Raw genomic sequence first — 12,368 nt, 5'->3', positions numbered from 1 at the left:
AGGAGCACCTCGATGCTGGCGCGCCTGCATGACCGACCCTACTCACGGTCGACCTCAATACCGTTGTCCGACATGCGGGAGATTCGCGCGAGCGGTGACTTAATTGCAAAAAACAGAAGCTTACTACGCGTCCATTTTTCGTGATAAGTCGGGCGGAGGGTCGTGCATCTCCGCAGGCGGGAAGCCCTGTCGTAGCGGAGAAAATGTGCCGGTGAAGATCGGCGCGGGCGTGTCCAGCGAATCCGGTCGCACCCCGGAAAATTTTTCTCGGACGGCGTGTCGGGGCGCCGGTGTGTCATTCTTTGGCGGTCGTCGCGGCCTTGCTCCGGCAACCGCCGCCGACGTAGATGATCAACGGAAATAGGTGCATTGTGAGCCATAGCCGCTATTAGAGAATTCGCGGTGATCTATACCTTTGCGGCCGGGGGCGTACGCGGGAACCGGTTCGGGGTCGCGGAGAGCCCAGGGCATGCCGAGGTCGCGGGGAACCCGGGGGATAGGGTTCCGCCATGTTCGCCGTAACGTGCACAGCCACCGACCCCGACAACCCTCTCGCCGGGCTCGCCCTCGGCGAGCACCCCGAGCCGGTGGTCCCCGACGGGTGGACCACGGTGACCGTCCGGGCGGCCGCGCTCAACCACCACGACCTGTGGACGTTGAAGGGCGTCGGCATCCGCCAGGACCGTCTGCCCATCGTCCTCGGCTGCGACGCCGCCGGGGTCGACGAGGACGGCAACGACGTCATCGTCCACTCGGTGATCGGAACGCCCATCCACGGGGACGAGACCCTGGACCCGAAGCGCTCGCTGCTCTCCGAGGTCCACGACGGTACGTTCGCGGACAAGGTGGCGGTGCCGCGCGGCAACCTCGTGCCGAAGCCCGCCGCGCTGTCGTTCGAGGAGGCCGCGTGCCTGCCCACGGCGTGGCTCACCGCGTACCGCATGCTGTTCGAGAAGTCGGGCCTGGAGCCGGGCTCCACCGTGCTGGTCCAGGGCGCGGGCGGCGGGGTGGCCACCGCGCTGATCGCGCTCGGCCGGGCGGGCGGCTACCGCGTCTGGGCGACGAGCCGCTCGGAGGAGAAGAGAGCCAGGGCACTGGAGCTCGGCGCCGACCAGGCGTTCGCCACAGGGGCGCGCCTGCCCGAGCGGGTGGACGCCGTGATGGAGACCGTGGGCCAGGCGACCTGGGAGCACTCGCTGAAGTCGCTGCGTCCCGGCGGCAGGATCGTCGTCTCCGGCGCGACCAGCGGCGCGGTGCCCCCGGCGGACCTGCAGCGCGTGTTCTTCCTGCAGCTTTCGGTGGTCGGGTCCACCATGGGGACGCGGGAGCAGCTCGGGCGGCTGGCCAGGTTCATGGAGCAGACGGGCGTGCGCCCGGTCGTGGACCGGGTGCTGCCGCTGACGCGGGCCCGGGAGGGGTTCGCGGCGCTGGACGAGGGCGAGGTCTTCGGGAAGATCGTCTTCACCGGCTCGGCGTCCTGAGCGAGGGAAGTGGCTTCCGGACGGCACGTCGAAGCCCGTCCGGCCGTGCCGTCCGGAAGCCGAATATGAACAACCGGTCGCCGGGCATGCCGGTGCCGACTTGTGGGTTCGGGTTCCTCTCCATGGCGGTGCCGACGAACCTTCACCGGTCACCCACCGTAATGGGCTACCGGGGCCTCAGACCTGCTTTTCACCGTATCGACACCGAATGATCGGCAAGGGTCAGGCCGCCAGTCGGCGAAGGGGCCTGGAGCGGCGGGGGGACGGCGGGCCGGCCGCCGCGGGCGGGGAATCGGCCGGTCCGAAAGAGGCCTCGGCGACGGCGCGAGCGACGGCCGGGGCCTCGGGGACGGTGCGGAAGACGGCCGGTGCCGCGGCGGTGGCCGCGCGGACCTCGGGCCCGTCCGCCGACGTCACGCGGAGGGGTTCCGCCGGGCCCGCGAGCGGCGCGTCCCCGGATCGCGGGCCCGCGCGCAGGAGCGGCGGGCGGAACCCGTAGAAGATCATCATCGGAGCGCGGACCGGATGCGGGTGGCGGCCTCGTACAGCGCGTCCTGGGCCGTGGCCAGCGCCTCCTCGGTCACCGAGGACGCCGCCGCCGCGCCGCGGATCTCCTCGACGAACTCGGCGAGCATCTGCCCGAGCTCGGCGTCGCGGTCGCGGGAGCCGCGGCCCTCCCAGGTGTCGCCCCAGACGCCGCGCAGCCAGTCGTCCTTCCAGCGCTGGGACTCCTCCTTCCAGGCCCGCTTCTGGCGCGCGAACTCCTGCTTCTGCTCCTGCCAGGCGTGCTTCTGCTCGCGCCACGCCCGCCGGTACTCCTCCCGGGCCGAACGCAGGTCCTGGCGGGCCTCGCGCTCGTCCTCACGGGAGTTCTGGCGGACCTCCCGCGCCATCTGGGTCAGCTCGTCGCGCAGGGAGCGGACGGTGTCGCGCACGTCCTCCTTGACCTCGCGCGCGATGTCGCGGACCGACTCGGAGATCTCCTGTTCGAGCTCGGCGAGCTCGTCCATGCGCGCCTCCAGCTCGGCGCGCCCCTTGCCGGTGATGGTGAAGACCTTCTTGCCGTCCACCACCTCGTGGGTGACCAGGCCTTCCTCCTCCAGCCGGGCGAGCCGGGGGTAGATCGTGCCGGGCGAGGGGGAGTACACGCCGAGGAAGCGGTCCTGCAGGAGGCGGATCACCTCGTAGCCGTGCCGCGGGCTCTCCTCCAGCAGCTTGAGCAGGTAGAGCCGGAGGCGTCCATGGGCGAAAACGGGACTCACTGGTCTCTCCTCAGAAGCGTCACATCGGCGGACACCGTGGTGGCCGACAGCGAGGCCATGCCCCCGCCGAGCCGGCCGGACACCGACTTCAACCCGGGGAAGCCGGACTTGCCGAGGCCCGGGAACGAGCTGTGCAGGCGGCCGGACGCCGAGCGCAGCGTCACGTCGCCGTCGGTCTCACCGGGCAGGCGGACGACGATGGCGCCCGACACGCTGTTCAGCGTCACGTGCCCCGTGGGGGTGAGTTCGAGGTCGGCGGTGATGCGGCCGGACACCGTGTTGGCGCGCAGGCGCCGGGGCGTGCCCGCCGCGACGGTGAGCTCGCCGGCGACGCTCGTGAACGACAGGTCGCCGGCCAGGCCGCGGCTCTCGACGGCCCCGGAGACGGTCTCGGCCTCGATCTCGCCGCTCACCCCGTCGAGGACGATCTCGCCGGAGACGCTCTTCACGTTGGTGCGGTTCTCGAAGCCGGCCACCACGGCGGACGCGGAGATCACGCCCGCCTGGACCGGGCAGTCCTTCGGGACGGTCAGCGTGACCGTGGCGGCGCGCCGCCCGGGGCGTAGCCACCCGAGGACGCCGTCCCAGGTGAGGTCCTTGTAGGCCACGGTGAGGCGGCCGTTCTCGTCGTGCTCGACCAGGAGCGGCGGAGGGTCGATGTCGCTGACCTCCAGGCTGGGAGGACCGTCGCTGGCCAGCACGGCGAGGCGGCCCGCGACGATTCGGACGTCCAGCGCGCTCACGGCGTCGAACGTCAGTTGCTCTGGCTTATCGATGGTCCATGTGGGCATGGCCGGCCTCGCCCCTTCGACGGTGTTCCACGGCTAGCTTCCACTAGACACGATATATCGCGTACTCGCGAAACTCAAGATGTATCGCGTTACGCGTTCCGGTGGCCGCCCGAGCCGTCCAGGACGAATCCGGCGGTCGTCAGTCGTCCTCGTCGTCGAGGCGGGCGAGCCAGGTGGCCAGGCGCTCGACGGGCGTCTCGAACTCGGGGTTCAGGTCGACGAACTCGCGCAGCCGCTCGGCCAGCCAGCCGATGCCGACCTCCTCCTCGCCGCGCCGCTCGACCAGCTCTTCGATACCCCTGTCGGTGAAATACATCGCATCTCCAGGCCATGACCAGACATAAGGGGAAGTCCCCCACAGAACCGCCTGTGGGGGACTTCCATTTCCGATGAGACCGCCGGTGGACGGGCCCGCGCGGGGCCCGCGGCCACTAGCTCAGGCTCTCGGCGATGATGTGCTCCAGCTCGGCGTCGTGCGCGGCGTGCGAGCCCACCGCCGGGGAGGAGTTGGCCGGACGCGAGACCCGCCGCAGCCCCCGGCCCCCGAGCAGGCCGGGCTCCTCGGTGAGCTTGAGCGCGAGGTACGGCCACGGGCCCATGTTGATCGGCTCGTCCTGCGCCCAGACCAGCTCGGTGTCCAGGCCGTAGCGCGACAGCTCGGTCCGCAGTTCCTCGGCCGGGAACGGGTAGAGCCGCTCCAGCCGGACGATCGCGACGTCCGTGCGCCCCTGCTTGTCGCGGGCCGCCGCCAGGTCGTAGTACACCCGGCCCGAGCACAGCACCACGCGCCGCACGCCCGAGGGGTCGACCGTGGAGTCGCCGATGACCGGCCGGAACGCGCCCGAGGTGAACTCGACCGTCGCCGACGCCGCCGCCCGGAGCCGCAGGAGCGACTTCGGCGTGAAGACGACCAGCGGACGGTGGCGGTTCGACAGCACCTGCCAGCGCAGCAGGTGGAAGTAGTTCGCCGGGGAGCTCGGCTGCGCGACCGTCATGTTGTCCTGCGCGCAGATCTGCAGGAACCGCTCGATGCGAGCCGAGGAGTGGTCCGGGCCCTGGCCCTCGTAGCCGTGCGGCAGCAGCAGCACGACCGAGGAGCGCTGGCCCCACTTCTGCTCGCCCGACGAGATGAACTCGTCGATGATCGACTGTGCGCCGTTGGCGAAGTCGCCGAACTGCGCCTCCCAGGCCACCAGGGCGTCCGGCCGCACGACGCTGTAGCCGTACTCGAAGCCCATGGCCGCGAACTCCGACAGCAGGGAGTCGTAGACGTAGAACTTCGTGGTGCCCTCGTTGAACGCCTTGAGCGGGGTGTGCTCCTCGCCGGTGACGCGGTTGACCAGCACGGCGTGCCGCTGGCCGAACGTGCCGCGGCGGGAGTCCTGCCCGACGAGGCGGACCGGGTGGCCGTCGATCAGCAGCGAGCCGAAGGCCAGGGCCTCGCCCATCGCCCAGTCGATCTGGTCCTCGGTGACCATCTGGCCGCGGCGCTGGAGCAGCGGGGCCAGGCGCGGGTGGACGGTGAAGCCCTCCGGCAGCGTGAGCTGCGTCTCGACGACCCGCTTGATCACCTCTTCGGAGATGCCCGTCGGGGTGTCGTCGTGCGACCACGGGACGACCTCGCCGGGGGCGGGCTTGACGACCGCGCCCGGCTCCAGGGGCCGCTTCCCGGCCTCGCGCGTCTCGGTGAACGCGCGCTCCAGCTGCTCCTGGTAGTCGCGCAGGGCCTGCTCGGCCTCCTCGACCGTGATGTCGCCCCGGCCGATCAGCGCCTCGGTGTACAGCTTGCGGATCGACCGCTTGGCGTCGATCAGGTCGTACATCAGCGGCTGGGTGAAGCTCGGGTTGTCGGTCTCGTTGTGGCCGCGGCGGCGGTAGCAGATCAGGTCGATGACGATGTCCTTGCGGAACGTCTGGCGGTACTCGTACGCCAGCCGGCCGACGCGGACCACGGCCTCGGGGTCGTCGCCGTTGACATGGAAGATCGGCGCCTGGATCATGCGCGCGACGTCGGTGGCGTACACGCTGGACCGCGACGAGGCGGGCGAGGTGGTGAACCCGACCTGGTTGTTGACCACGACGTGGACGGTGCCGCCGGTGCGGTAGCCGCGCAGCTGCGACAGGTGCAGCGTCTCGGCCACGACGCCCTGGCCGGCGAAGGCCGCGTCGCCGTGCACCAGCACGGGCAGGACGGTGAAGCCTTCCTCGCCGCGCTCCAGAAGGTCCTGCTTGGCGCGGACCACGCCCTCCAGGACGGGGTCGACCGCCTCCAGGTGGGAGGGGTTGGCCACGACCGAGGCCGCGATCTTGTTGCCGTTGGGGGCCGTGAAGTCGCCGGACGCGCCGAGGTGGTACTTCACGTCGCCCGAGCCGTGGGCGCTGCGCGGGTCGAGGTTGCCCTCGAACTCGCCGAACACCTGGGCGTAGGACTTGCCGACGATGTTGGCGAGGACGTTCAGCCGGCCGCGGTGGGCCATGCCGATCACGACCTCGTCGAGGTGCTCGTCGGCCGCGGCGGAGATCACCGAGTCGAGCAGCGGGATCAGCGACTCGCCGCCCTCCAGCGAGAAGCGCTTCTGCCCGACATACTTGGTCTGCAGGAACGTCTCGAACGCCTCGGAGGTGTTCAGCCGGCGCAGGATGTTGAGCTGCTCCTCGCGGCTGGGCTTGGCGTGCGGCTTCTCGACCCGCGCCTGGATCCAGGCCCGCTCCTCGGGGTTCTGGATGTGCATGTACTCGATGCCGACCGTGCGGCAGTACGAGTCGCGCAGGACGCCGAGGATGTCGCGCAGCTTCATCAGCGGCTTGCCGCCGAAGCCGCCGGTCGCGAACTCGCGCTCAAGGTCCCACAGCGTCAGGCCGTGCGACTTGATGTCGAGGTCGGGGTGCTTGCGCTGGTTGTACTCGAGCGGGTCGGTGTCGGCCATGAGGTGGCCGCGCACGCGATAGGCGTGGATCAGCTCGATGACGCGGGCCGACTTGGCGACGTCGTCGTCGTGGCTGGCCGAGATGTCCGCGACCCAGCGCACCGGCTCGTACGGGATGCGCAGCGCCTGGAAGACCTCGTCGTAGAAGCCGTCCTCGCCGAGTAGGAGCCGGTGGATGTTGCGCAGGAAATCGCCGGACTGGGCGCCCTGGATGATGCGGTGATCGTAGGTGCTGGTCAGCGTCATGACCTTGCTGACCGCGAGCCGGTTGAGCGTCTCGGGGGAGGCGCCTTGGTACTCGGCGGGGTACTCCATCGCGCCGACGCCGATGATCGTGCCCTGGCCGGGCATGAGACGCGGGACGGAGTGGACCGTGCCGATCGTGCCGGGGTTGGTCAGGCTGATCGTGGTGCCCGCGAAGTCGTCCACGCCGAGCTTGCCGGCCCTGGCCTTGCGGACGATCTCTTCGTACGCCATCCAGAACTGGCGGAAGTCGAGCGTCTCGGCGTTCTTGATCGAGGGCACGAGGAGCTGGCGGGTGCCGTCGCTCTTCTGCACGTCGATGGCCAGGCCCAGGCCGACGTGGGCGGGCTTGACCAGGGTCGGCTTGCCGTCGATCTCGGCGTAGGAGTGGTTCATGTCCGGCATGGCCGCGAGCGCCTTGACGATCGCGAAGCCGATGAGGTGGGTGAACGACACCTTGCCGCCGCGGCCGCGCGACAGGTGGTTGTTGATGACGATCCGGTTGTCGATCAACAGCTTGGCCGGGACGGCGCGCACGCTGGTGGCCGTCGGGACCGTCAGGCTGAGGTCCATGTTGGCGGCCGTGCGGGCCGCGGCGCCGCGCAGGCGCACTTCCTCGGCCTCGGCCGGGACCGCGACGGCGGGCTTGGCCTTCGGGGCCTGCTCGGACTGCGGGGGAGGTGCCGGAGTCGTCTTGGGCGCCTTGGGGGCGGCCTTGGCCGGTGCGGCCTCGCGTGCCGGAGCCGCCGTGGCGGTGGACGGAAGAGCGGCCTCGGCCGTCTCGCCGTTGACACCACCCGGCACCGGGACGCGGCTCGTACCGGAATCGGGGTTGTAGTCAGCGAAGAAGTTCCACCAGGCACGGTCCACAGACTCCGGGTCCTGGAGGTACTTCTGATACAGCTCGTCGACAAGCCACTCGTTCTGGCCGAAGTTGGCCAGCGGGTTTGTCCGTGACGACTCAGACGACACGGCGGAAATCGCCCTCTTCCGCAGATCGGCGTTGTTGAAATGAGGAACCTGTCCAAGGCTACTCGCCCAAATAGGTGGCGTGTGCGCTCTCGGGCGGGCTCACCGCCCGATCATCCCAGGACCGTTCAAACTGGTCACGCCCGGGTAGTCCGTCCGGGGGGTGAGGTCATGCTCACCTCGGAGGTGAGGTTCCTGCCACGGAGTCGCCAAGGCTTGGCCGGCGGCGCCGCGGCCATGGGCGGGCGGGTCGTGAGGGCCCGCCACGTCTCATTCCATGATACGCGGCGTCTCACCGTGGAGGGGAACGTCTTTAGGAGGGGTCCGCCAGGCGGGACTCGATCCGCACGCCCGGGGTGATCTCGCGCAGGCGGGCGACCAGCTCGTCCCCGGCCGCCGACAGCTCGTCCGCCGGCATCGGCGCGAGCCGCTCCAGCAGGAACAGCGCGTCGGTGGTGGCCTCGGTGATGCGGGTGCGCACGCACTGCCGCCAGTTCCACCGGCGGCAGGTGACCCCGCGGTCGTCCCGCCAGACGACCTCGCCGATCTCGGGGTGGTCGACGACGATCTCGCCCTTGTCCATCGCGTCGAACGGCTCCTCACCGGTCGCACGGACCAGCCGGGCCGTGCCCTCGTAGTGCCCGAGGTCCTCGCCGCCGATGGGCAGGACGTGCCGGACGCTGACCGCGTTGTACGCGTCCACGACGAGATTGATCTCGGGCAGGGGGAGGCGGCGCACCAGGGCGTCCACGGACGGGCGCGTGCGCTGCGGCTTGGCGCCGAACGACCGGTAGGCGTCCTGCCAGGCGGCGATGTTCTCGTGCGACGGCTCCACGGCCGCGGCCGCCGCCTCGGCGAGCCACGCGCGGGAGCGGTCGTCGGAGGGGCCGTTGACCAGCCCGTACGCGCCGATCACGAGCACGCGGAAGTCCGGGCGCAGGTCGGTCACGGCCTCGTCCACCCAGATGGCCTCGATCATGCGCCCACCTTAACGGCCGCGGGCGGCGGTCCCCGCGCGTGGTTCCGGGGACGGCGGTGCGGGCTGCCGCCGTCGGCGCGGGGTGGGCGGTTGTGGGCGTCGTCGTGCTGGCCTCCGCTCTGCTTTACGTACGGGTGCCGCCGTCCGGAGCACACCCCGAGTAGAACAACATTCGGTGACCGGTGCACAATCGACTACGACGGAGGCCGTAGGGAAGGGAGCCGGGATGCGCGACCAGGTGGCCGGTGACGCCGATCCGGGCGCGCGGGCCCGGAAGACCCACAAGAGACGGGTGACGCCGGCCAGTGAGGAGCAGCGCGACGCCTGGCAGAGCGGCGCCCTCCCCGCCGTCGAGCGGGTGCGTCCTGGGCTGTGGTCGATCCCGGTGCCGATCCCGATCAACCCGCTCAGGTACGTCCTGGTGTACGCGCTGGAGCTGCCGGACGGCGTCGCGATCATCGACGCGGGCTGGAACACCGATGAGGCGTACGACGCGCTCGCCGCCGGGCTGAAGGTCGCCGGGTACGAGATGGGCGACGTGCGCGCGGTGCTGGTGACGCACATCCACCCCGACCACTACGGGCTCGCGGGCCGCGTCCGGGAGAACTCGGGCGCCTGGATCGGCCTGCATCCCGCCGACGCGCGCCTGCTGAGCGGCCGGTACGACGACGCGCTGGTCGACGAGCTGATCGCCCGCGAGCGCGTGATGCTGGCCCGCTCGGGCGTGCCGCCGCTCACCGTGGAGGAGCTGAGCGGGGCGTCCATGATGATCCGGCACTACGTGTCGATGGGCCGGCCCGACCGGCTGATCGAGGACGGCGCCGACCTGGACCTGCCCGGCTGGGACCTGCGGGCCGTGTGGACGCCGGGCCACTCGCCCGGTCACCTGTGCTTCCTGTCGCCGTCGCGGCGGGTGCTGTTCTCGGGCGACCACGTGCTGGCGCGGATCACCCCGATCGTGGCGGTCCACCCGCAGTCCGCCCCGGACCCGCTGGCCGACTACCTGGACGCGCTGGCCGCCGTCCGGTACTTCGAGGTGGACGAGGTGCTGCCCGCGCACGAGTACCGCTTCCTGGAGCTGGCCGAGCGGGTCGAGGACGTGATGGCGCACCACGGCAGGCGGCTGGCGGAGATCGAGGCGGCCGTGGCGGGCGCGGACGGCGTCGCCTGCTGGGACGTCACCACGGGTCTGACCTGGTCGCGGCCGTGGGAGACGATCCCGCCGTTCATGCGCAGGGCGGCGACGAACGAGACCCTCGCCCACCTGGTCTACCTGGAGGGCAAGGGCCGGCTGCGCCGCGTGCCGGGCGAGCCGGACCTGTGGTTTCCGGCGACATGATATTCCATGGAATACAAGTAGGGAATATTGACATTACGGTTCGGTCTACGTAGTTTTTCGAGCATGAGCCAGAAGCCCCTGACCCGGCGCCTCCACGTGGATCTCGGCCACGTCGCCGGCGCCCAGTGTCGCCGCGCGCGCTGAGAAGGGCAATCTCTGAGCAGTACCGCACCGGCCCGGAATGGCCGGTGCCGTCGCGGGAACCGGGAGAAGATGAGTGGTGAGCGACAGATGAGCTTCGTGACGTTGGTGGGCAATCCCCGGGAGGGTTCGCGGACGCGGACGGTCGCCGAGCGCGCGGCCGAAGTGATCGCCGGGCGCCTCGGACACCCCGGCGAGCGTGACGTGATCGATTTGGCCGGACTGGCCCCGAGACTGCTGGACCCGCAGCCCCCGGCCGGGGTGCGCGAGGCGCTGGAGCGCGTCGTCGCGGCGAAGGTGCTGCTGGTGGCGAGCCCCACGTACAAGGCGACCTACACCGGGCTGCTGAAGGTGTTCCTCGACCGGCTGAAGCCCGAGGCGCTGGCCGGCGTGACGGCGCTGCCGATCCTGGTCATGGGCGACCCCAAACATTCCCTGGCCGTCGAGACGCACCTGCGGCCGCTGCTGGTCGAGCTCGGCGCGACCGTCCCGACCCCGGGGCTGGCCCTGCTCGAATCCGACATAGCCGCTCCCGAGGAGGTGCTGGGCCGGTGGGCGGACCGGGTGGCACCTCAGATCGCGCTGACCGAAGGCGTGACCGTATGACCGACACGCTGGCCGAGTCGGCCGTCGACAACCAGCGGTTCCGCGAGGCGCTGGCCGTGCACGCGGCCGGGGTCGTCGTCGTGACCGCGTGGACCGACGGCGTGCCGGTCGGCCTCACCGCGACCTCCTTCTCCTCCGTCAGCCTCAACCCGCCGCTCGTTTCCTTCTACGTCGACCAGTCCTCGACCACCTGGCCCTGGCTGCGGCAGGCGGACGGCTTCGCCGTGAACGTCCTCGCCAGCGACCAGGCCGACCTTGCCTCCCGCTTCGCCCGCAAGGGCGTCGACCGGTTCGCCGCGCCCACCACCTGGACGCCGGGGCCGGGCGGGGTGCCGCTTCTGGACGGCGTCTCCGCGCACCTGGTCTGCGAGCCGCACAGCACGGCCGAGATCGGCGACCACATCCTGGTCGTGGGCCTGGTGACCGGAACGCGGGTCGGCTCGCCCGGCCGTCCCCTCATCTACCACCAGGGCCGGTTCGGCCGCTTCACGCCGCACTCCTAGCCATTCCTAACCTTCTTTCCTATTACTCTCGATGACACCGCTCAGGCAAGCCGGGTGGTGCCTCGTCCTGTGGCGAGTGGCAGGTCGAGCACCGTCCGGATGCCCGGCGGGGCCGCGCAGACCGCCGCGATGGAGTTGACGGCGTGCGCCGCAGCACCGGCCAGCCCGTGCGTGACCTCCTCGACCTTGATCATCATCGCTGGGCGGCCCTCGATGTGGATGGCGAAGCCCGGCTCGGGCCAGCGGCGCACCTTGGCGGCGTCGGCCTTGTACACGCACTCGACCGTCATGAACGGCCGCCCCCGGACGAGCCCGGAGAAGATCCACCGCGAGGCGCACACCGTGCCGGGCAGCACCAGCCCGGCGCTGATCTCGAACTCCTCGGCCGCCAGCTCGTACTCGTCGGTCTCCTCGACCTCGTCCAGCCGCACGCCGAGAGCGCCCGCGACGAGCTGGACGCTCTCGGAGAACACCGCCCGCTGCACGTTGCGGAACGGCCGCACGGCCACGGCGTAGTCCTTCGGCGCGCGGCCGAACCCGATCAGGTCCATGACGATCTGCCGGGACGGATGGCCGACGAAGTCGGAGGACTCGCGGACGTAGATGTGGTCGAGGCGGGTGGACAGGCCGCTGAGCGCCAGCGGCAGCAGGTCGCTCATGAAGCCGGGGTTGATGCCTGTGCCGTACACCGACGTGCCGCCCGCCCGGCAGGCGGCCTCCAGCCGCTCGACCACGCCCGGGCCGTACACCTGCGGGTAGATGAAGCCGGTGGTGGTGATGACGTTCTTGCCCGAGGCGAGGATGGCGCAGACCGTCTCCAGGTCGGCCGCGTAGTCGCCGCCGAAGTACGCGGCGGGCAGCGGCATGTGGAGCACGCAGTCTGCCTCGGTGGCGAGGGCGGCGTCGAAGTCGTCGCCGCACAGGACGCCGGTCTCGGGCATGCCCACCAGCGGCCCGGCGTCCAGACCGACCTTGTCGGGGTCGTAGACGAGCACGCCGGCGAGCTCGAACTCCGGCCGCGCGATCACGCTCTGCAGCGCGTAACCGCCGACGGCGCCGGTGGCCCACTGGATCACGCGGAGGGGCGGCTGTGCGGGCATGAGGCCTCCAGCACGGGGGGTTGCGGG

Annotated in this window: 11 protein-coding genes; 4 read left to right on the top strand and 7 right to left on the bottom strand. The window is 70.8% G+C overall.

The annotated features are described in order from the left end of the window. Nucleotides 1-509 precede the first annotated feature (509 nt). A complete protein-coding gene (locus AB0M95_RS27960; RefSeq protein WP_363770584.1) occupies nt 510-1,481 on the top strand; it encodes a zinc-binding dehydrogenase in 972 nt (323 codons plus the stop codon). 222 nt (nt 1,482-1,703) lie between these two features. Here AB0M95_RS27960 and AB0M95_RS27955 read toward each other — a convergent pair whose 3' ends face one another. The 6 genes from AB0M95_RS27955 to AB0M95_RS27930 form a co-directional block, all read right to left on the bottom strand. Continuing rightward, nucleotides 1,704-1,991, bottom strand: a complete 288-nt coding sequence (locus AB0M95_RS27955; protein ID WP_363770582.1) for a hypothetical protein — start codon at nt 1,989-1,991, stop codon at nt 1,704-1,706. Next, nucleotides 1,988-2,743, bottom strand: a complete 756-nt coding sequence (locus tag AB0M95_RS27950; RefSeq protein ID WP_358511454.1) for a helix-turn-helix transcriptional regulator — start codon at nt 2,741-2,743, stop codon at nt 1,988-1,990. Before AB0M95_RS27950 ends, AB0M95_RS27955 begins: the two co-directional genes overlap by 4 nt. Next, nucleotides 2,740-3,534 carry a DUF4097 family beta strand repeat-containing protein gene (locus AB0M95_RS27945; protein WP_363770579.1) on the bottom strand — a complete coding sequence of 265 codons (795 nt, stop codon included), beginning with the start codon at nt 3,532-3,534 and terminating at the stop codon, nt 2,740-2,742. The genes AB0M95_RS27950 and AB0M95_RS27945 overlap by 4 nt, the downstream gene beginning before the upstream one ends. A gap of 139 nt (nt 3,535-3,673) precedes the next feature. Next, a complete protein-coding gene (locus AB0M95_RS27940; protein WP_181871080.1) occupies nt 3,674-3,850 on the bottom strand; it encodes a DUF6104 family protein in 177 nt (58 codons plus the stop codon). Between the two features lie 115 nt (nt 3,851-3,965). Further along, the gene (locus AB0M95_RS27935) at nt 3,966-7,676 is read right to left on the bottom strand and encodes a multifunctional oxoglutarate decarboxylase/oxoglutarate dehydrogenase thiamine pyrophosphate-binding subunit/dihydrolipoyllysine-residue succinyltransferase subunit (protein WP_363770576.1); all 3,711 of its coding nucleotides are present in this window, start codon (nt 7,674-7,676) and stop codon (nt 3,966-3,968) included. Nucleotides 7,677-7,986: 310 nt separating this feature from the next. Beyond that, nucleotides 7,987-8,652: a phenylalanine--tRNA ligase beta subunit-related protein gene (locus AB0M95_RS27930; RefSeq protein WP_363770573.1), complete on the bottom strand. Its 666-nt coding sequence runs from the start codon at nt 8,650-8,652 to the stop codon at nt 7,987-7,989. Nucleotides 8,653-8,878: 226 nt separating this feature from the next. Between AB0M95_RS27930 and AB0M95_RS27925 the strand changes: the two genes are divergently transcribed. From AB0M95_RS27925 to AB0M95_RS27915, 3 genes are all read left to right on the top strand, one after another. Beyond that, nucleotides 8,879-9,991 carry an MBL fold metallo-hydrolase gene (locus tag AB0M95_RS27925; protein WP_363770570.1) on the top strand — a complete coding sequence of 371 codons (1,113 nt, stop codon included), beginning with the start codon at nt 8,879-8,881 and terminating at the stop codon, nt 9,989-9,991. Nucleotides 9,992-10,222: 231 nt separating this feature from the next. After that, nucleotides 10,223-10,738: an NAD(P)H-dependent oxidoreductase gene (locus AB0M95_RS27920; protein ID WP_363770567.1), complete on the top strand. Its 516-nt coding sequence runs from the start codon at nt 10,223-10,225 to the stop codon at nt 10,736-10,738. After that, the gene (locus AB0M95_RS27915; RefSeq protein ID WP_358511476.1) at nt 10,735-11,241 is read left to right on the top strand and encodes a flavin reductase family protein; all 507 of its coding nucleotides are present in this window, start codon (nt 10,735-10,737) and stop codon (nt 11,239-11,241) included. The genes AB0M95_RS27920 and AB0M95_RS27915 overlap by 4 nt, the downstream gene beginning before the upstream one ends. A gap of 41 nt (nt 11,242-11,282) precedes the next feature. Here AB0M95_RS27915 and AB0M95_RS27910 read toward each other — a convergent pair whose 3' ends face one another. Then, nucleotides 11,283-12,341: a dihydrodipicolinate reductase gene (locus AB0M95_RS27910; RefSeq protein ID WP_358511479.1), complete on the bottom strand. Its 1,059-nt coding sequence runs from the start codon at nt 12,339-12,341 to the stop codon at nt 11,283-11,285. Nucleotides 12,342-12,368: the final 27 nt, after the last annotated feature.

This window comes from Sphaerisporangium sp. NPDC051017 (assembly GCF_040683095.1).
Lineage (GTDB): Bacteria > Actinomycetota > Actinomycetes > Streptosporangiales > Streptosporangiaceae > Sphaerisporangium.
The sequence above is the reverse complement of the archived record's forward strand: the minus strand, read 5'-3'. Positions and strand labels throughout refer to the sequence as shown.